General features: G+C 66.8%; 15 protein-coding genes. 6 read left to right on the top strand and 9 right to left on the bottom strand.

Annotated elements, in window-relative coordinates; genetic code table 11:
• Complete coding sequence (locus LZC94_04065) at nucleotides 1-1,020, top strand: S41 family peptidase (GenBank protein WXB16456.1); 1,020 nt, start codon at nucleotides 1-3, stop codon at nucleotides 1,018-1,020.
• A gap of 28 nt (nucleotides 1,021-1,048) precedes the next feature.
• On the opposite strand, the gene LZC94_04070 is transcribed toward LZC94_04065, so the two are convergent.
• The 8 genes from LZC94_04070 to LZC94_04105 all read right to left on the bottom strand — a co-directional run bounded on the left by LZC94_04070 (nucleotide 1,049) and on the right by LZC94_04105 (nucleotide 10,757).
• Nucleotides 1,049-1,291, bottom strand: a complete 243-nt coding sequence (locus LZC94_04070) for an acyl carrier protein (protein WXB16457.1) — start codon at nucleotides 1,289-1,291, stop codon at nucleotides 1,049-1,051.
• A gap of 178 nt (nucleotides 1,292-1,469) precedes the next feature.
• On the bottom strand, nucleotides 1,470-2,834 hold the full coding sequence (locus LZC94_04075; protein WXB16458.1) for an APC family permease: 1,365 nt from the start codon (nucleotides 2,832-2,834) through the stop codon (nucleotides 1,470-1,472).
• A 14-nt stretch (nucleotides 2,835-2,848) separates the two neighbouring features.
• Nucleotides 2,849-3,772, bottom strand: coding sequence for an isocitrate lyase/PEP mutase family protein (locus LZC94_04080; protein WXB16459.1), 924 nt, complete (start codon nucleotides 3,770-3,772; stop codon nucleotides 2,849-2,851).
• Nucleotides 3,773-3,814: 42 nt separating this feature from the next.
• Nucleotides 3,815-4,669: a MetQ/NlpA family ABC transporter substrate-binding protein gene (locus LZC94_04085; protein ID WXB16460.1), complete on the bottom strand. Its 855-nt coding sequence runs from the start codon at nucleotides 4,667-4,669 to the stop codon at nucleotides 3,815-3,817.
• Nucleotides 4,670-4,684: 15 nt separating this feature from the next.
• On the bottom strand, nucleotides 4,685-6,064 hold the full coding sequence (locus LZC94_04090) for an LLM class flavin-dependent oxidoreductase (GenBank protein ID WXB16461.1): 1,380 nt from the start codon (nucleotides 6,062-6,064) through the stop codon (nucleotides 4,685-4,687).
• Between the two features lie 8 nt (nucleotides 6,065-6,072).
• Nucleotides 6,073-7,200 carry an SfnB family sulfur acquisition oxidoreductase gene (locus LZC94_04095; protein WXB16462.1) on the bottom strand — a complete coding sequence of 376 codons (1,128 nt, stop codon included), beginning with the start codon at nucleotides 7,198-7,200 and terminating at the stop codon, nucleotides 6,073-6,075.
• Nucleotides 7,201-7,313: 113 nt separating this feature from the next.
• The gene (locus LZC94_04100) at nucleotides 7,314-8,585 is read right to left on the bottom strand and encodes an SfnB family sulfur acquisition oxidoreductase (protein WXB16463.1); all 1,272 of its coding nucleotides are present in this window, start codon (nucleotides 8,583-8,585) and stop codon (nucleotides 7,314-7,316) included.
• Between the two features lie 333 nt (nucleotides 8,586-8,918).
• A complete protein-coding gene (locus LZC94_04105; protein WXB16464.1) occupies nucleotides 8,919-10,757 on the bottom strand; it encodes a hypothetical protein in 1,839 nt (612 codons plus the stop codon).
• A gap of 150 nt (nucleotides 10,758-10,907) precedes the next feature.
• On the opposite strand from LZC94_04105, the gene LZC94_04110 reads away from it, so the two are divergent.
• Nucleotides 10,908-11,678, top strand: coding sequence for an arylamine N-acetyltransferase (locus LZC94_04110; GenBank protein WXB16465.1), 771 nt, complete (start codon nucleotides 10,908-10,910; stop codon nucleotides 11,676-11,678).
• Between the two features lie 185 nt (nucleotides 11,679-11,863).
• Here LZC94_04110 and LZC94_04115 read toward each other — a convergent pair whose 3' ends face one another.
• The gene (locus LZC94_04115) at nucleotides 11,864-12,226 is read right to left on the bottom strand and encodes a cupin (protein ID WXB16466.1); all 363 of its coding nucleotides are present in this window, start codon (nucleotides 12,224-12,226) and stop codon (nucleotides 11,864-11,866) included.
• Nucleotides 12,227-12,324: 98 nt separating this feature from the next.
• Here LZC94_04115 and LZC94_04120 point away from each other — a divergent pair, with 98 nt between their 5' ends.
• The 4 genes from LZC94_04120 to LZC94_04135 all read left to right on the top strand — a co-directional run bounded on the left by LZC94_04120 (nucleotide 12,325) and on the right by LZC94_04135 (nucleotide 19,255).
• Complete coding sequence (locus LZC94_04120) at nucleotides 12,325-13,638, top strand: amino acid deaminase (protein WXB16467.1); 1,314 nt, start codon at nucleotides 12,325-12,327, stop codon at nucleotides 13,636-13,638.
• A 241-nt stretch (nucleotides 13,639-13,879) separates the two neighbouring features.
• Nucleotides 13,880-15,466, top strand: coding sequence for a D-aminoacylase (locus LZC94_04125; protein WXB16468.1), 1,587 nt, complete (start codon nucleotides 13,880-13,882; stop codon nucleotides 15,464-15,466).
• A gap of 102 nt (nucleotides 15,467-15,568) precedes the next feature.
• On the top strand, nucleotides 15,569-16,987 hold the full coding sequence (locus LZC94_04130) for a GntP family permease (GenBank protein ID WXB16469.1): 1,419 nt from the start codon (nucleotides 15,569-15,571) through the stop codon (nucleotides 16,985-16,987).
• 96 nt (nucleotides 16,988-17,083) lie between these two features.
• Nucleotides 17,084-19,255 carry a molybdopterin-dependent oxidoreductase gene (locus LZC94_04135; protein ID WXB16470.1) on the top strand — a complete coding sequence of 724 codons (2,172 nt, stop codon included), beginning with the start codon at nucleotides 17,084-17,086 and terminating at the stop codon, nucleotides 19,253-19,255.
• The last annotated feature ends 62 nt before the right edge of the window (nucleotides 19,256-19,317 follow it).

Below are 19,317 nucleotides of genomic sequence, written 5' to 3' on the forward strand. Positions count from 1 at the left end.
ATGAAGGCGAAGATTCTTCTTTTGGGGTTCTTGTCCTCGTGCATGGCCACACCATCGCCCTCGGCGACGGCGGCCAAAGCCAAGCCGGCGCGGGAGGACGCCGCGAGCATCGTAAATGCTGCGGCCTCCGAGATCGAAAAGGGCTACGTGTTCGCCGACAAAGGTCGCGCGCTGGCCGAGCACCTTCGCGCGCGGCTGCGGGAAGGGCGCTACGCGAAGGCCGAGCGCACCGAGCTGGCGCGGAGGCTCACGGAGGACATGCGCGGTTTCAGCCACGATGGGCACCTCTGGGTCGAGTACCACGCCGAGGCGCTCCCCGAGGACGACGCGCGCGCCAAGCTCGAAATGGAAAAGCGCGACAACGACCGGTACTACGGCGAGCGCGTGCACTATGGCTTCGCGAAGGTGGAGCACCTCCCCGACAACATCGGCCTGCTCGATCTGCGGGTCTTCGCCCCGCTCGATCTGGGGCCGGAGGTGGCGCGCGCCGCCACCGCGGCGATGACCCTCCTGGCGACGAGCGACGCGCTGGTCATCGATCTGCGCCAGAACGGCGGCGGGGGCGATATGGTGAACTACTTGGCCTCGTATTTGTTCGACGATGGGCCCAAGCCCATGAGCGGTACTTACACGCGGGCCGACGACAAGGTCACTCCCGGTTTTACGGCCGCGAACGTTCCAGGACCGAAGCTCGGCGGCCGCAAACCGGTATATGTTCTCATTTCGAAGAAGACGTTCTCGGCGGCCGAAGCCTTTGCGTACGATCTGCAGGCGCTCAAACGCGTGGTCGTGATCGGTGAGCCGAGCGGGGGCGGCGCGCACCCCAACGACGATCGCAAATTGAGCCCGCACTTCGTTCTTTCGCTGTCCACCGGGCGCTCGATCAATCCCATTACGAATGCGGATTGGGAAGGGACGGGGGTGACCCCCGATGTTCGCGTCCCTGCCGAGGGCGCGCTCGACAAAGCGTTGGAGCTCGCGCGGGCGGCGATGGCGCGGAACAAGGCGCGCGCCGATTGAGCGCTATTCGCGGTTCACGTCGCGGCTTCTACGCGGGCTGTCCCACCTTCTTCTTGGTCAATGAAATAATGTCGTTCAGCGTTTGGATGTGGCGTATTTCGTCTTGGTCGATATGGATGCCGAACTCCGACTCGAGTTGGGAGATGAGCTGAACGGCCAATATCGAATTCATGCCCTCATACTGGATGAGATTTGCGTTCGGGTCGATTTCTTCGGGAGAGCGATTGACTGCGCTGGCAAATTTGCTCGTAATTATCCGTTCGACATCCATGAGCGATTTCCTCCATTGTACGGCGCCCGTTTCGATGGCGCGGCTACCGTAACATGCACGGCTCGGTTACGTCGATGTTCGTGCCAGGGTCGCGCGCAATTCATGTCGTTGACGCAAACGCACATACCGGTCAGGACCGAGTCGTCCTCGTTGTCGTTTTGCATACGCAAAAATCACGCTATCGAGCGTGAACACTCCACGCACCCCCAAAGCGCCGCAGCACGCGGTACACGGGGTAGCTCGACGCCAGAATCAAGAGCGAGTGAACGCTGTTGCGCGTATCGTCGGAGACGGCGCCCGCGAGGAAGACGACAGAGACGAGGAGCGCCAGGCCGGTGGTGAAAGGGTGGCCCCATGCGCGGTAGGGGCGGGGGGCGTCGGGTTCGCGGCGGCGGAGCACGAAGATGGTGACGAAGGCCATCACGTAGTTGGAGACGAAGAAGAAGGCCATCAGCGCGGTCACCTTTTGGAACGAGCCGGTGAGGATGAAGAGCACCGCGATGCCCGTGCTCGACAGGAGCCCCATCGTCGGGGTTCCGCCCGCGTTGATCTCGGAAATGGACGCGGGCAAGAGCCCGTCGCGGCTCATGGCCACCGGGATGCGGCTGGTCATGAGCTGAAATGCGGTGATGGCGCTGATCATGCTGACGATGGCCACCACCCGCACGAGATCGCCGCCGTGCTCCCCGAAGATGCGCGCGGCGGCCGTGCCCACGGCGACGGTCTCGCCCGCGATGCCCGACAGTGAGAGCACGTGAACCAGCGCCAGGTTCACCAAAAGATAAAGCGCGATGATGGAGACGGCGCCGCCGATCATCGAGCGGGGGACGTCGCGGCCGGGCTCGCGGACCTCTTCGCCGAAGTAGATGATGCCGTACCACCCGTCGTACGTGTAGATCACCGCTTGCAGCGCCAGCACCACGGCGGTGGCCAACGGGATCGTGCTGGCGCCCGTCGCGCGCGGCGCAGGCGAGGTGTCGGGGGCGGCGCCCGGGGTGAGCGCGAAGAAGGCGACCAGGAGGACGAGGAAGAGGAGCGCCTTGGCCGCGCTCGACGCGTTTTGAAGGGCCGCGCCCCAGCGGATGCCGCGCGCTTGCAGGAGGGCGATGCCGGAGGCGGTGGCCACGGCGATGGCGACATGGTGGCCCCGAAGGGCCGGGAATAGCTCGCCCGCGCACTCGCCCACCACGATGGATGCGCCCGAGATGGTGCCGGCTTGCGCGAACCAATCCGTCCAGCCGAAGACGAAGGCCGGAAAGTCGCCGAACGCGCGGCGCGCGAAGACGTAATAGCCGCCCGAGCGCGGCATCATGGCGCCCAGCTCGGAGACGGTCAGCGCCCCGAGGAGCGCGTACGCGCCGCCGGCGAGCCACACGGCCAGAAAGATCGCGGCGTTTGGCAGCTGCGCCGCGATCTCACCCGGGGTGCGCAGAATGCCTGCGCCCACGGTGTTGCCGATGGTCACCGCCAGACCGAAGCCGACCCCCAGCACCCGGAGCAAGGTGCCGCGCGGTCGTTTGCCCCCTTGGCCTATCGTTCCCATCCCCTGCGAGCAGATTACACCTTCCTCTCCGTAGGTGGAATTGGCTCCTCGGAGCGAAGTGCATCCTCGCGCAGCGCGTCGCGCACATGGTCCCATTCGTCGGCGCCAAAGCGCGAAAAGGTTTGCCGCACCGTGGTGTCGCCCAGCGAGGGATGGCGGCCGTGCTCTTTCATGGCCTCGAGCGCGCGATCGCAGGCGGCGACCGCCGCCCCGATGAGCATCAACGGCAAGATGGCCAGCCGGTAGCCCGCGGACTCCACCTCCGAAAAGGGCATATCGGGCGTTTTGCCGCCCCACACCATGTTTAGCATACAGGGACCGCGCACCAATCGCGGAATGGCTCGGATCTCCTCCACCGTCTCCGGCGCCTCCACGAACGCCATGTCGGCGCCGGCCGCGAGGGCGGCGTTGGCGCGGTGGATGGCCTGCTCGAACCCCAGGACCGCGCGCGCGTCCGTCCGGGCGATGAGCATGAAATGCGGATCGGAGCGCGCGGCCACGGCGGCGCGGATTTTGGCCACGAAGTCGTCCATGCTCACGAGAACTTTGTCGTCGAGGTGTCCGCACTTTTTGGGAAAGGCCTGGTCCTCCAGATGAATGGCGGCCACCCCGCGCCGCTCGAACTCGCGCACCGTGCGCACGGTGTTGAGCTCATTGCCGTAGCCGGTGTCGGCGTCGGCGATGACGGGCAGGTCGACGCTCGCCGCGATGCGCCCCGCGTTCTCGGCCATCTCGGTGAGGGTGAGCAGGCCATAATCGGGATAACCGAGCGCGGCCGCCGTTCCGGCGCCCGTCATGTAAACAGCGGCTGCGCCCGCGTGCTGCACGGCGCGGGCGGTGATGCAGTCGTAGGCCCCGGGGGCGACGATCAGCCTGGGTTCCCCTGGTTGTTCGCGTAATTTTTCCCGCAGGCTTCGAGGGCCCGTCTTTTCGTTCATGCGCCGATTGTACGCGATTCCGGCCTCGGAGCTCCCCTGGGCTCAAAGCTCCCAACCGCGCTCATAGAGGTTTCCGTGCGCCTTGTCGAGGGCGGCACGCACCACCGGGGAGTGCTGGTAGACGTCGACGAACTCCCGCAGCCGCTCGTCGTTCCGGCTCTGGGGGCGGATCACGAATTGAATGACGTACTCCTTGTGATCCAATCCATCGAACAAGAGCGCCGATTGGGGGTCGAAGGTCTTCGCCAGGCGAATGTACGCGGGATAACCCTGGACCAAATCGGCGTCGTCGTAGGCGCGTACGAGCTGCACGGCCTCGACCTCCAGGATGGTGAGGTGCTTGGGATTGTTGGTGACGTCCTTCAAGGTCGCCTTGTAGCTCACGCCCGGCTTGAGCTCAAGCAGCCCGGCCTTGGCCAACAGCTGCAATCCGCGCCCCTCGTTCACCGGATCGTTGGCGATGGCCACCCGCGCGCCGTCGGGGAGCTCCGCGAAGCTTTTGTGCTTCTTCGAATAGAGCCCCACGTTGTTGAGGATCCCCGACGCATAGGGGACGAGATCGAATTTGCCCTCCCGTTTGGCGTTCTCCAGGAAGGGGACATGCTGGAAGTAATTGACGTCGATATCGCCGTTGGCCAGGCTGATATTGGGCGTGCTCCAATCGCTGAACTCGATCAGCTCCACCGAAATGCCGCGCTTGGCCGCCTCCTGCACGGCCGCCTCCAGCGGAGGAACGAAGGCGCCGGTGGTGCCGAGGCGGAGCGGTTTGGCATGGTCGGTGACGGTCGCCGCGTGGAAGGCGCGGTTCAATCCGAAGGCGAGGAACAAAGTGATGGCGACGACGGCGATGGCGGCGGGCCATGTGAGCCGCGAGGGCGCGAGGGCGGATTTGGACATGGAGAGCTCCTTGGGTCAGCGAAGCGTGGATTCGGGCGGTGCACGACAGGCGGCGCCGGTATGGTTCGGCGGCAGCCTGTCGCCGGCCTCGAAGAGCTTCCGGCGCAAGGTCCCAGGTGCATATTCCGTTTTGTAGACGCCGCGGCTCTGCAGCTCGGGCACCACCAAGTCGATGAAGTCCTCGTGGCTCTCGGGGGTGACCGTGCGCGTCAAGTTGAAGCCGTCGAGCCCCGTCTCGTCGATCCAGCTCTCCATCGCGTCGGCGACCTGCAAGGGCGAGCCCACGATCGTGAAATAGCGGCCGCCCAGGGCGTGCTGGGCTCGTAGCTTGCGCACGGTCCAATCGGTGTTCTTCACGGTGAGGTTGTTCACCGCCGATTGGATGGCGTTGGTCTTTACGTATCGAATGGGCTCGTCCAAATCGTATCGAGCGAAATCGATCCCGGTGGAGCTCGCGAAGTGGGCCACCCCCGCCTCGGCGCTCGCGTAACGCAAATACTCGGCTTGTTTGTCTCGGGCCTCGGCCTCGGTCTTCGCCGCGATGACCGTGAGGCCCATGAACACCTTGACGTCGAACGGATCGCGCCCCGCGCGGGCGGCGCTCTCGCGCACCTTGGCCACCTGTTCGCGCGTGGCGGCTTTGTTTTGCCCGCTGATGAAGACGCACTCGGCGTGGCGGCCGGCGAAGGCGAGGCCGCGATCGGAGGATCCGGCCTGAAAGAGCACGGGCGTGCGCTGCGGCGAGGGCTCGCACAGGTGGTAGCCCTCCACCTCGAAGAACCTCCCGGCGTGCCGGATCTTATGCACCTTGTCCGGCTGCGCATAAACGCGCCGCGCGCGGTCGGCGAGCACCGCGCCGTCCTCCCAGCTCTCCTCCCAGAGCCGGTAGAGCACCTCGAGGTACTCGTCGGCTTGGTCGTAGCGCAGATCGTGCTCCGGCTGCGCGCGCAAGCCCATCGCCTTGGCCGCGCTCTCCAGGTAGCCGGTGACGATGTTCCACGCGATCCGCCCGCGCGTCAGGTGATCCAAGGTCGACATGCGGCGCGCGAACAGGTACGGGGGCTCGTAGGTGAGGTTCGCGGTGAGGCCGAAGCCGAGGTGCTGGGTGACGTGGGCCATGGCCGAGACCAAGAGCAATGGATCGCCCACCGGCAGCTGAATGGACTCCTGGAGGGTGAGATCGACGCCGTTGCCGTAAACGTCGTACACGCCCACGATGTCGGCGATGAACAGCCCGTCGAAGAGCCCGCGCTCCAGCGACCGGGCCAGATTGGTCCAATAATCGAGCGACGTATAATCGGTGGAGCGGTCGCGCGGGTGCGTCCAGAGGCCGTGGTTGATGTGGCCGACGCAGTTCATGTCGAAGGCGTTGATGCGTATTTGCTTTTTGGGCATCGTAGGCCTCAAAGGGTCCCGCGTCGCGGCGGCAGCTCGTCGTTCAAATAGTAATTTCCCACCGCGTAGTATTTCCAGCGCACGGGATCGTGCAACGTGTGGGTGCGCGCGTCGCGCCAATAGCGATCCAAGCCTTGCTCGGCGAGGGTGGCGCGCGCCCCGCCCAGCTCGATCAACTGGGTGCCGGCTGCGAGCGCTACCTCGGTGCTCAGTGCGCGTGCCTCGGCCACCGCGATGGACGCTTCGGCCACCGTCTTCACGGTGGGCTCGGCGCGCGCGACGTCGAGGATCTCGCCCGCGCGCTCCAGCAGTGCTTCGGCGGCGTGCACGCGGATGGCGAGGCGGCCCAAGGCGTGGATGGTCAGCGGATCCTCGCTGGCGTGCTCCACGCCCGAGTCGATCCAGGGTCGGGCGCGGGTGCGCACGAACGCCAGCGCGGCCTCGTAGGCGCCGCGGGCGATGCCGGTGTCGATGGCGGCGTGGAGGATCTGCGCGAACGGCCCCGCGGCGGTCGGGCGATCGAAGGCGGATTGGAACGCGATCACGTCCTCGGCGTGCACGTACACATCGTCGAGGATGACGCTGCCGCTCCCCGTGGTGCGCTGCCCGAAGCCGGTCCAGTCGTCGACCACGGTGAGCCCTTCGGCGTCGCGCGCGACGAAGGCGAGCTGCTGCACGCCCTCTTCGTCCACCACCAAGGTGGGGATGCGCTGGGCGAAGATGGCGCCCGTCGCATAGAACTTGCGGCCGCGCACGCGGTACCCGTCGCCGTCGCGCACGAGGCGCGTGGTGCGCACGTCGGCCGTCTTCGTCCCGATTTCGGCCAGCGCGTTGCCGAAGCGCTCCCCCTCGAGGACCCGCTCGAACAAGCGGCGCTTCTGCGATTCGCGCCCGACCACGCGCACCAGCTCCACGGCGTAATAATGATTCTGCGGGATTTGCCCCAGCGAACCATCGGCGCTGGCCACGGTGCTCACGACCTTGGCGAGGGTGACGCTCGACACATCGGCCCCGCCGTATTCCCGCGGGACCGTGATCGCCCACAGGCCGGAGCGCGAGAACTGGTCCAGCTCCGCCCGGGGCGCGCGCGCCTCGCGATCGCGCTCGGCTGCGCCGCGGGCAAATTGCAAAGACAATTCGGTTGCGATTTCGAGGGCCTGCGCGTCGCTTTGGATTCGCCGGGCCCGGTCCTGTTCCGTTGGTTGCGATCGAGGTTCGCTCACGGGGTGGTCCTCTCGGGGCATGTCGGTCAAATCCAGGCGTGGCGCGCGGGCAAGGTGCCATTGAGGTAGTAGTCGCCGACCGCGTAGCACTTCCAGCGCACGGGATCGTGCACCGTGTGGGTGCGCGCGTTGCGCCAGTGGCGATCGAGGTTGAACTCGGCGAGGGTGGCGCGCGAGCCGGCGAGCTCGAACAATTTTTCGCTCGCCGAGAGGGCGACCTCGGTGGTCAGCACCTTGGCCTCTGCCACCGCGATGGATGCGCGCGCCACGGTCTCGGCGTCGACGGCCGCGGCGGCCTCCGCGCCCTCGGCATCGACGGTCTTGGCGGCCGCGGCGCCGAGCGTATCCAATGTTCGCGCGGCTTTGACGAGCAGCGCCTCGGCGGCGTGCAGCTCCACCTCGAGCTTTCCGACCTCGGCGATGGTGAACGGCTCACGGCTCGCCGCCTCGACCCCCGCGTCGATCCAGGGGCGCGTGCGCTCGCGGACGAAGGCGATGGTGTCTGCGATGGCGCCGCGGGCGATGCCGAGGTCGATGGCCGCTTGGATCAACTGCGAGATGGGGCCGTGCAGGCTGGGCTTTTGCGCCAGAACGCCGCTGGGGATGACGTCGTCCGCGCCGACGCGCACGTTCTCGAGCTGCACGGTGCCGCTGGCGGTGGTTCGCTGGCCGAAGCCGGACCAATCGTCGACGATGCGAAGTCCAGGGGTGCCGCGGCGGACGAAGGCCATGACATTTCGGCCTTCGTCGTCCACCGCTTTGACGCTGACCCAATGTGCGAAGAGCGCGCCGGTGGAGTAAAACTTCTCCCCGTTCAAACGGAACGCATCGCCGTCGCGGGTGAGGCGCGCCTTCGTCTCCAAGGTGTTCTTGCTGCTGCGCTCGGGCCCCGCGTTGCCGATCCTCCATCCGTCGAGGATGTTGGCGAAGATGCGCCGCTTCTGCGCTTCGCTCCCCGCGTCCTGAACGACGGCGAGGACGCCGAACTGGTTTTGCGGGATTTGCCCGAGCGAGGGGTCCGCGGCCGAGACGATGGCAAACACTTCGGCCACGGTGACCCAGGAGAGCCCCGGCCCTCCGTAGGCGCGCGGGATGCTCATGCCGCCTAGGCCGCGGGTCGTGAATAGCTCGAGCTCGGCCCAAGGGAGCACCCGCTCGCGGTCGCGCCGGGCGGCCTCGCGCTCGGCGAAGCGCGCCAGCTCGCGGGCGGCTTCGATGGCCTCGAGGTCACCCGTGAGAAGGCGCGCCGCTGCGACCGGCGGTGCAACATCGGGCGATGCTGGATCGGAATTCGTCATGGAAACCTCCCTGCTCCGAGCTTACGTCGGGGGGAGGCTCATGGAGACGGCTCCATGAAGATGCATCCCACATCGACGTGCTAACGACAGCGACGAGCTTCCATTGCGATCACGGTTAGGCTCGATTTTACGATAAGTCAACAGCCAAGGCCCGGCGGTGGTTTCTCTGTGGCGGAATACGCATGCGTTCGCGCGCGCCGTGCTGGGAGAGCGCGTACGTGCGCAGCGCGGAAGAGGGGAGTACGTGCGGCGTGGAAGAGCGCGTACGTGCGGCGTGGAAGAGGGAGTAAGTGCGGCGTGGAAGAGGGAGTACGTGCGGCGTGGAAGAGGGCGTCAGGGGGCGGGCTTCGGGTGGCTCGTGGAGTCGAGCGGGACGCGCGGGGTTCGGTCGTCGAGCGCGATGCTGCGGATGACCACATGGCCGCCCTCCGCGCGAAAGAGCCATTCGTTGAGCCCGGAGTCGTAGGCGTTCGGTGGCACGGGTAGCTCGATGGGGAGCGCATCGGCGCCGGCCGGAATGTCGATGCGGCCGATGGGCGTTCGCGACGCGAAGCCCGATCCATGCTCCATGTGGAGCACCGCCCCGCGCTCGGCCGTGACCACGAGCTGCGCGTGGGTCACAAATGGCCATACACCGGTGAAGACCACCCGCGAAACGTCCTCGGAGACCTCGAGCCCCAGGCCGGCTTTGGCGCCCGGCGCCACGCGCGACGCCGAAGGTTGGCCGAGATCGAGGTTCGTGTTCTCGAACTCCAGGGTGCGGTAATTGCGATAGTAGCGCGGGGTGATGGCCTCCCGGTACGCATCCGTCGGAAGGTGATAGCGCGCCGCGAAGTACCATTCGGCGGGAAGGAGCGCGATATCGACGCCGAATGCATCGAGCAGCGACCACAGAGGGCGCAGCGGTGAAATCGCGCCATAGAGCTCGCGTTGCGTGAGCTGGCGGTCCCCGCGAATCGTCGTCGAGGCGATGATGTTGTTGACCAGAGCCAAGACCACCACCAGCGCCGCAGCCCGCCCCGTCCAGCGCCACCGCGTGCCCAGCCACGCGCCGAGCGGCTCGAGCGCGAGCGACGCAAAGACGATCACGAAGGGCACGAGCGGCAAAAGCCTTCGGGCGCCGAGGCTCCAATTGCCAAACCAATCGAGCGGCGTCGACGAGATGAACACCTCGGCGGCGGCCGCCGCCAAACAGCCCGCCGAAAAGAGGCGAATATCGCCGCGGCGCAAGGCCAGCGCCAGCCCGAAGACGGACAGCCACGCGGCCGGCATCCAGAAGAAGAAGCCGCCTTGCACGCCAAAGAGCAAAAGCCATGGGTGCGCATGTGCAAAATGCACATAATGCGGGCCCTGCGGAAGGGCGAAATACGTCCCATACAAATATTCGTAAAGTACGAATGTCAGCCCGATCCCGAGCGCGCTGCCGGCGAGCGCGCCCGAGAGCTCCTTCCAAAAGGGTCTTCGGCGAAGGGCGGAGGTCGCGCACGCGGCCGCCGGGAGGGCGGCGTACAGAGCGGCCGGCAGACGGTGGAGCGGCGTCAGGGTGAGGAGGAGCGCGAGCCACCATGCATCCCGCGGGCGCGGGCCCGAGAGGCTGATTCGAAGCGACACGTAGGTCAATGCGGCCGTCAACGCGGTCAAGTAGACATGCGAATAGTGCGGAGCGCTGGTGGAATACGGGAAGATGGGCGAGGAGAACGCAAAGAGCAACGCGCTGAACGCCGCCGTGGGGGCGCGCGTGAGCAGCGCCGCCGCGCGGTACGAGAACCATACGGCGAGCGCGCCGGCGAGGGGGCCCATCAGCAACGTGAGCGCCGTCAGCCATCCCCCGCACGAGGAGCGCGCGGCCACGTCCGCCGAGGTGAGCAAGGTGGCGAGGATGCGAAATACGAACAGAGGGGCGGTCCATGCCGCGGCCGGCCCGATATAGAAGGGATTGTCGAGGTGCCCGGTTCCGCGATCGTTCCCGACCTCGAACGGATCGCCGCAGAGCGCGTAGTCGTTCGTGAAATCGAAATCGCCATCGAACGCCAAGGAGCGGGCGAAGATCCACGAGTAGTAGCCGTCTCCGCTGGGGTGAAAGCCCGATCCATCGATGAAGAAGACGGCCACGTACGCCAGCAGCGGGAGCAGGAACGTGACCTTCGACAAGGCGCTTTCGCGGGAGACCATGCGGCGGGCGCGAGGGTAATGAGCGCTTCCAGCCGCGTCAATCGCGGGCGAACGCGCGGCGCCGCACGCGCGCATGCCGCGGGCATCGGGTGCGCCGGGCGCGCGCCGTTCTCTTCTGGCCGCGCCGCCGGGAGCATGTAGAGTGACGGCGTGAATCACGATACCGCACTCGAATATTTGAACAGGATCGGCACGCCGCTGCCGAGCGCGCCAACATCGGAGGTCCTGCGCGAGCTACAAGTGCGGCACCTGCGGACGGTGCCGTTCGAGAACCTCAGCATCCATCTCGACGAGCCCATCGACTTGAACGAGACGGCGCTGATGGACAAGATCGTGCGGCGCCGGCGAGGCGGCTTTTGTTACGAGCTCAATGGACTGTTCGCGGGGCTGCTCCACGCGCTCGGCTTTCGCGTCACCCTGCTGGCCGGCAAGGTATTCGCCACGGACGGGAAGCTCGGCCCGCCCTTCGATCACCTCGCGCTGGCGGTCGACCTCGAGGAGCGCTGGTTGGTCGACGTTGGCTTTGGCAGGTTCAGCACCTACCCCCTCCGTCTCGATGCGACCGAGCCTCAGGCCGATCCAAGCGGAGAGTTCCGCGTGGTCCCGACCCCCGAGGGCGATCGCGATGTGCACTGCGATGGCACACCCCAGTACCGCTTGGAACTGCGCGCGCGCGCGCTCACCGACTTTCTGCCGACGTGCTGGTGGCAGCAAACCTCTCCGCTCTCGCACTTCACGCGCAGCCTGACCTGCTCCTTGGCGACCGCGAATGGGCGCGTCACCCTCAGCGGGAACCGGCTGATCACCACCGCCAACCGCGAGCGCACCGAAACGCTCCTCGGCGATGACGCCGCCATCCACGACGCCTACCGAACCCTGTTCGGCTTCGAGTTGAGCCGCTTGCCCACCGTGCGTCGTTAGTTGCCGGTAGCCGTCGTTGGCCGCCGTTCGCGTACGCGAGCGCGCGTTGGCTGCCGTTCGCTGCGCGGCTGACCCGCTCCTTTCCCTACGTCACCTCCGGAGCGGAGCGATCGCCACTCGCCGCCACTCTGGCGGCGAGAGGCGAAACGCAAACGTGAAACGCAAAACGCGGACGGCGAACGACCTTACTCGTCGCGGTGGACGATGGCGGGTGAGAACGCCGGAACGCACGTGGCGATGTATTCGGCGCCGACGTCGGACAGCGTGCTGTAGCGCACCCACTCGCCGGCTTTGGCGATGACGGCCTGGCCTGCCTGCACATCGATCACGCCATTGCGCCCTTCGACGCGGAGCGTTCCTGCGAGTACGACGGTGTACTCGTCGAACTCCGGTGTTTGCCCTGGCTCGAGCCAGCCCGGTGGGCTCTTCATGTGTGCGACGCTGACGGCCGAGGTGCCCGAGTTTACGCGCCCTACGTATTCTTCGATGATTTTAGGTTTATTCCCGGCGGCTTCCACACGCGTCGGGGCAGAAATCAATTTAGGCATGCCATCATCATAGGGCGGCCATGGCCGAGTCCCAAGGCGCGACTCCCAAGCGCGACATGACGCTGTCGCGCAGGGGCTTTGTGGCGTACGAATAAGGCGTGAAAACCATCGAATCGGGAACCATCCACCGAGACGCCATCGAAAACCTTCGCGCCGAAAGGATCGATTGGCGCTTCAAAGGCGTTCCGTCCGCGCTCTTCGGCACGCGCATCGCCGATGCTGCGGCCGCCGGCCTGGATTTGTTCGCCGATGGCTTCGTCGCCCCCTTGGTCGTCTTGGACGAGGACTCGCTCGACCACAACTTGCGCACCATGGCGAGTTGGTGCGCGCGTCACGGCATCGCGCTCGCGCCCCATGGCAAAACGACCATGGCGCCGCAATTGTTCGCACGGCAGCTCGATCACGGTGCCTGGGGCATCACGGCCGCGAACATCAGCCAATTGCGCGTGTACCGCGCGTTTGGCGTGGGCCGCGTGATGCTGGCCAACCAGCTCGTGGACACCGCTGCGCTGCATTGGCTCGCCGCGGAGTTGGATCGCGATCCGGCTTTTTCATTCTCCTGTTTCGTCGACTCCCTGGCCGGCGTCGCGCGCATGAACGAAGCCTTGTCCGCGCGCCCCTCCGCGCGCCCCGTGGATGTCTTGGTCGAGCTCGGCCGCGCCGGCGGTCGCAGCGGTGCACGCGGCCTCGAGGCGGCCCTGGAGCTCGCGGACGCGGTGAAGCAGAGCCCGAGGCTCCGTCTCGTGGGGGCGGCCGGGTACGAAGCGGCCGTCGTGCGCGGGCTCGACGAGCTACCCATCATCGATTCGTATTTGGGTGATCTTCGGCAGCTGGTGGTGCGCATGGCGGAGAGAGGCCATTTCAGGCACCTGGGCAAGGAGCGCATCTTGGTGACGGCGGGCGGGAGCTCGTATTTCGATCAGGTGGCCGCCGCCTTTACGGAAGCGTGGCCCGCGGGCCTCGACGTGCTGGGCGTGCTCCGCAGCGGTTGCTATTTGACCCACGACGATGGTGTCTACCGCCGCTCGTCACCATTCAGCCGCGCGCACCGCCTCGAGGGCGGCGAGCCGTTCCGCGTGGCGCTGCACGCGTGGGGGCAGGTGAGCTCTCACCCCGAGCCCGGCCTGGCCTTGCTCACCATGGGCCGTCGCGACGTTCCATTCGATCAAGATCTCCCGGAGCCGCAGCTCCGTCGCTCGCCGGATGGGTCGACGGTGCCGCTCTCCGCGTCGCGGGTCACGCAATTGAACGATCAGCACGCCTTTCTGGCGTTGAACGACGGCGAGCGGGTCGAGGTGGGCGATTGGGTGCGCTTCGGGCTCTCGCACCCGTGCACCACCTTCGACAAATGGCCGCTCATTCCGGTCATCAAAGGAACGCGCGTGGTCGATCTGGTGCGCACATTCTTTTGACGGATTTCCGTCCCCGGAAAGCAACGACGTCGGTTCGGGCATTCCCGGGACGGAGCTCCTGATGACATCGGCGTAGAACGTCCTCGAATGCTCGTGGATGTCGAAGGTGACATTCGATTTTCATGGCGCCGGCTCGCACCGCGCGCGAGAGCGCTCGCGAAGAGGTGAGCTTGCATCGGCATAGATCCGCTCACACGTTCTTCGATGATCCGTGTTCGCGTTCTTCTGATACTGAAGAGGCATGGATATCGTCTTCCGCGGTGCGCGCGTGGCCGACGGTAGCGGGGAACCCTCGTTTTTGGCCGACGTCGCGGTCGAGGGCGGGCGCATCTCCGCGATCGAGCGGCAGGGCGGTCTCTCCGCCCGCAGGGTCGTCGATGCGGCGGGGTTGGTGCTCGCACCCGGCTTCATCGATATGCACTCCCACTCGGATTTGCAGCTGCTCGCCAATCCGGATCATGTGGCGAAGGTCTCGCAAGGCGTCACCTGCGAGGTCATCGGCCAAGATGGGCTCTCGTACGCGCCCGTGAACGATACCGTGCTCGATGCGCTGCGCACCCAGCTGGCCGGTTGGAACGACGATCCTCCCGGCTTCGCTTGGAATTGGCGCTCGGTCGGCGAGTACTTGGACCGGCTCGACCGCGGCGTCGCGGTGAACGCCGTCTACTTGGTGCCGCAAGGGACCGTGCGGATGCTGTGCCTCGGCTGGGAAGATCGCCCGGCCACCGCCTCCGAGCTCGATGCCATGCGCTCCACGGTGGACGAGGCCATGAAGCAAGGTGCGGCCGGCCTGTCCTCCGGGTTGACCTACACCCCCGGCATGTACGCCGGCACCGACGAATTGATTGCACTATGCAAGGTCGTCGCCGCGCGCGGTGGCTTTTATAGCCCGCACCATCGAAGCTATGGCAAAGGCGCCGTGGAGGCCTACGCCGAGATGGTCCACATCTCGCGCCGCTCGGGGTGTGCGCTGCACTTGGCGCATGCGACCATGAATTTCCCCGTGAACGCGGGGCGCGCGGGCGAGCTCCTCGCGCTCTTGGACGAGGCCATGGCCGACGGCGTGGATCTCACCTTGGACACCTATCCTTATCTCGCCGGCGCCACGTATCTGTCGGCGTTGCTCCCCAGCTGGTCGACCGAGGGCGGCTTGGAGGCTACCCTCGCGCGCCTCGCGGATCCCGAGCAGCGCGAACGGATCCGGCGCGAGCTCGAGGACACGGGCTCCGATGGATGCCACGGCGTCCCGGTCGATTGGCGCACCATCGAGATCAACGGCGTGCGCCATCCGCGCAACGCGCACCTCGTTGGCCATAGCGTGGCCGACGCCGCCTCCAAAGCGGGCCGCCCCCCCGCCGAGTTGTACTTCGATGTGCTGCGCGACGAGCGGCTCGGCACATCGTGTTTGATGCACGTCGGCCACGAGGATAACGTGCGCACCATCATGCGCCACCCCGCGCACACGGGTGGAAGCGACGGACTCTTGGTCGGCAATCGCCCGCATCCGCGCGCCTGGGGCACATTCCCACGTTATCTGGCGCACTACGTGCGCGAGCTCGGGGTGCTCGGCTTGGAGGAGTGCGTGGCGCACCTCACCGGCAGGCCCGCGCGCCGTTTGCGGCTTCGGGACCGAGGCCTGGTGCGCACCGGCTACGCGGCCGATCTGGTCCTCTTCGATCCCGACCGCGTCGCCGATACCGCCACCTACGACGAGCCCCGCCAGCGCGCCTCGGGCATCTCGTACGTGCTCGTGAATGGCGTGCCCGTGATCGACGACGGGCGCCTCACCGGTGCGCTCCCGGGCCGATCCCTCCGCCACGTTGGCTGATCGTTCGTCGTTTTAGCTCGTCCCCGCTCGTCTCCAGTTCATTCGGTCGAAACCGTCGAATCCGTCCAACCTACGCCATGTCGAAGCAAGAGGAGCTGCGCCGTGAATGGATCGCACGCATTGCATTGGTTGCAGCACGAGACCGGCGGGCTGCTGGTGCTCTCGGGGGTCGGCATCGCCGCGCTGCTCTTGCTCATCATTCGCTACAAGGTGGAGCCGTTCATCGCGCTGCTCATCGCCGGGCTCCTGGTGGCGCTGGGCGCCGGGCTCTCGGTGGAGCAAATCGTCGGCTCGGCGCAAAAGACCTCGGGATCGCTCATTGAAAGTGGCTTTGGCGGCATCCTCGGCCACGTCGCGCTGATCATCGGGCTGGGCACCTTGCTCGGCGGCATCCTCGAAACGTCGGGCGGCGCCGAGGTGCTCACGCAAAAGCTCCTGCGCACGTTCGGCCCCGAGCGCGCGCCCATCGCGATGGGTCTCTCCGGGTTGATCTTCGGGATACCGGTGTTCTTCGATATTGGCATCTTCGTGCTGGCGCCGCTCGTCTATGTGGCCGCCCGCAAAGGTGGCCGATCCATCGTGCTCTATGCGATGCCGCTCTTGGCCGGCTTGTCCATCACGCACGCATTCCTCCCGCCGCACCCCGGGCCGGTGGCGGTGGCGGGGCTGCTCCATGTCGAGCTGGGATGGCTCATCGTGATGGGCCTCGCCTGCGGTCTGCCGGCATGGGCGGTGGCGGGCATCGTCTATTCATCGTGGATTGGAAAGCGCATTGACTTGCCCGTGCCGGAGGAGATGCTCGCCAACGCCAAGGCCCGCGCCGAGGAGAAAAACGGGACGACCCTGGAGCCGCCGTCGCTCGCGCTGGTCGCGTTGATCATCGGTATTCCGCTGGCGCTCATCCTCTGCGGCACCTTTGGGAGCGTCCTGCTGGCCAAAGGCGGGACGACGTACGGCGTGGTGACCTTTCTCGGCACCCCCGCGGTGGCGCTCACGGTGGCCGTGTTGACCGCGTCCTGGCTGCTCGGCTTTCGCCGCGGCATGTCCCACGACGATCTCTCGAAGCTGGCGTCCACCTCGTTGCGGCCGGTCGGGATGCTCTTGCTGGTGGTCGGCGGAGGCGGGTTCTTCGGCGCGGTGCTCTCGGCCACCGGGGTCGGCAAGGCGCTGGCCTCGACCTTGATGTCGGCGGGGCTCCCCGTGATCGCGCTCGTTTACGTCATCAGTTGCGCGATGCGCATCGCGCAAGGATCGGCCACCGTGGCCATCGTGACCACGGGCGGCATCATCGCGCCGCTGCTGCCGGATCTGCATTATTCGCAGCCGCGGCTCGCGTTGATCGCCATGTCGATCGCGTCCGGCTCGATCATCGCGTCCCACGTCAACGACGGGGGCTTTTGGATCATCTCGCGCTATTTTGGAATCCCCGTCAAGGAGACCTTGGCCACCTGGACCGTGGTGGAGACCATCTTGTCGGTGGTCGGGTTCCTCATGGCGGTGTTGCTGAGCCTCTTCGTGTGACCTCGCGCGCGAAACGCGAGTAGCGCAGGGGCGGGGTGCCGTGCCACGCTTTGCGCGGTCCACGTTTCACGCGAAGCTCCACGCGAGAGGTCACCGATGGCGGAAACACGACTCCATACGTGCATGCTCTGCGAGGCCGTCTGCGGCGTCGCCGTGACGGTCGATTCGGGCGCGCGCGTCCTTTCCATCCGCGGCGACGATCGCGACCCATTCAGCCGCGGCCATATCTGCCCCAAAGCCGCCGCGCTGGGCGATGTCTCGAGCGATCCGGATCGCATCCGCGGGCCCATGCGGCGGGTGGGCGATCGCTGGGAGGCCATCTCGTGGGACGCGGCGCTCGAGGAGGCGGGCACCCGCCTCGCGGCCGTGCAAAAGCAGTATGGGCGCAGCGCCCTCGGCGTTTACATCGGTAACCCCAATGCGCATAGTTATTCGGCCGCTCTCGCCTCCGTCTTCTTTGGAAAGCTGCTGGGGACGCGCTCCAAATTCTCGGCCACCTCGGTCGACCAACTGCCACAGATGTTGGCCGCGCTCGAAATGCTCGGGCACCAGCTGCTCTTTCCCATCCCCGACGTCGATCGCACCGATCATCTGTTGATGCTCGGCGCCAACCCGCTGGCGTCCAATGGCAGCTTGATGACCGCGCCCGGTATCAAAAAGCGGCTCGAGGCGCTTCGCGCGCGCGGCGGCCGGCTGGTGGTGATCGATCCACGCCGCACCGAAACGGCGCAGATGGCCGACGCGCATCATTTCATTCGGCCCGGGGGCGACGCCTTTTTGCTCCTGGGTATGCTGCACACGATTTTCGAGGAGTCGCTCGATCGACCCTCGCGCCAGGTGCATCCCGCCACGGGTTGGGACGAGCTTCGCCGGATTGCGCGCGCCTTTCCGCCGGAGCGGGTGGCCGGGCGAACGGGCATGGCGGCGGAGGGCATTCGCGCGCTCGCCCGCGCCTTTGCCGAGGCCGATCGCGCCGTATGCTACGGCCGGGTCGGGGTGTGCACGCAGGAGTTCGGCGCGTTGGCCTCCTGGCTGGTCAACGCGTTGAACGTGGTCACCGGCAATTTGGATCGCGCGGGCGGCTCGATGTTCACGAGCCCCGCCGTGGATCTCGTGGGCCTCGCGACCAAGCTCGGGCAGCGCGGCCACTTCGGCGTGTGGAAGAGCCGCGTGCGCGGCCTGCCGGAGTTTGGCGGCGAGCTCCCGGCCGCCGTCCTGGCCGAGGAAATGGAGACCCCGGGCAAGGGTCAAATCCGCGCGCTGGTCACCGTCGCGGGCAACCCCGTTCTCTCGACGCCAAACGGCGGCCGGCTCGATGGGGCGCTCGCCAAGCTCGATTACATGGTGTCGGTCGATATCTATCGAAACGAGACCACCCGCCATGCGCATTTGATTTTACCGACGTCGTTCGGCCTGGAGCGCGATCACTACGATCTCGCGCTCTACGCGCTGGCCGTGCGCAACGCCGCACGCTATGTGGAGCCCGCGCTCCCCGCGCCGCCCGGGGTGCGCTCGGATTGGGACGTGCTCTTCGATCTGGGCCTCGCCGTGCGCAGACATGGGGGCGGCAAGCCGGGTCGCGCGCTCACCTTGGCGGCGCGCGGGATCGGCGCGCTGGGGCCCAAGCGCATGCTCGACGCGCTCTTGCGCATAGGGCCTTATCGCCTCTCGTTGAACGCGCTGCGCGAGTCGCCGCATGGCACCGATTTGGGGCCGCTCGAGCCGCGCCTCGGGCACTTCTTGGGCGAGAGCCCGGTGAAGCTCGCACCGCCGCTCTTCGTCGGTGACATTCCCCGGCTCGAATCGGCGCTCGCCTCGCGCGGGGCGGCGGCGGAGCTGGTGCTCATCGGCCGGCGGCATCTTCGCAGCAACAATTCGTGGATGCACAACAGCTTGCGGCTCGTCAAAGGCAAGGACGGCTGCACCCTGTACATGCACCCCGACGACGCCGAGGCGCGCGGTCTCGCCAACGGCGACCGGGTGATCGTCGGCTCACCGCGCGCCCGGCTGGAGACCACCGTGGAGGTGACCGATGCGATCGCGCCCGGGGTGGTGAGCTTGCCGCATGGCTGGGGGCACGACCGCCTCGGCACCGCCCTTCGGATCGCGCGCGCTCACGCGGGGGTGAGCATCAACGATCTGACCGACGAGGCCAAGGTGGATACGCTCTCGGGCACGGCGAGCTTCAGCGGCGTTCCCATCACGGTGGAGCGCGCCGCCGAGCGCGCGCCTGCCGTGTCCCCGGCTCGGATTCGGGCTTGGGAATGACGCTCGTCCTCCGGTGGGGATGCGGTGGCGGGGCGTGACCTGCGGCGCGTATCTTCACTTCG

It is taken from the genome of Sorangiineae bacterium MSr11954 (assembly GCA_037157815.1).
Lineage (GTDB): Bacteria > Myxococcota_A > Polyangia > Polyangiales > Polyangiaceae > Pendulispora > Pendulispora albinea.

What these genes read in the sequence shown, in the direction of transcription:
- LZC94_04105 (WXB16464.1), bottom strand. Translation starts at nt 10,757, where the DNA reads ATGGTCTCCCGCGAAAGCGCCTTGTCGAAGGTCACGTTCCTGCTCCCG.
- LZC94_04075 (WXB16458.1), bottom strand. Translation starts at nt 2,834, where the DNA reads ATGGGAACGATAGGCCAAGGGGGCAAACGACCGCGCGGCACCTTGCTC.
- LZC94_04100 (WXB16463.1), bottom strand. Translation starts at nt 8,585, where the DNA reads ATGACGAATTCCGATCCAGCATCGCCCGATGTTGCACCGCCGGTCGCA.
- LZC94_04080 (WXB16459.1), bottom strand. Translation starts at nt 3,772, where the DNA reads ATGAACGAAAAGACGGGCCCTCGAAGCCTGCGGGAAAAATTACGCGAA.
- LZC94_04125 (WXB16468.1), top strand. Translation starts at nt 13,880, where the DNA reads ATGGATATCGTCTTCCGCGGTGCGCGCGTGGCCGACGGTAGCGGGGAA.
- LZC94_04085 (WXB16460.1), bottom strand. Translation starts at nt 4,669, where the DNA reads ATGTCCAAATCCGCCCTCGCGCCCTCGCGGCTCACATGGCCCGCCGCC.
- LZC94_04090 (WXB16461.1), bottom strand. Translation starts at nt 6,064, where the DNA reads ATGCCCAAAAAGCAAATACGCATCAACGCCTTCGACATGAACTGCGTC.
- LZC94_04135 (WXB16470.1), top strand. Translation starts at nt 17,084, where the DNA reads ATGGCGGAAACACGACTCCATACGTGCATGCTCTGCGAGGCCGTCTGC.
- LZC94_04115 (WXB16466.1), bottom strand. Translation starts at nt 12,226, where the DNA reads ATGCCTAAATTGATTTCTGCCCCGACGCGTGTGGAAGCCGCCGGGAAT.
- LZC94_04070 (WXB16457.1), bottom strand. Translation starts at nt 1,291, where the DNA reads ATGGATGTCGAACGGATAATTACGAGCAAATTTGCCAGCGCAGTCAAT.
- LZC94_04065 (WXB16456.1), top strand. Translation starts at nt 1, where the DNA reads ATGAAGGCGAAGATTCTTCTTTTGGGGTTCTTGTCCTCGTGCATGGCC.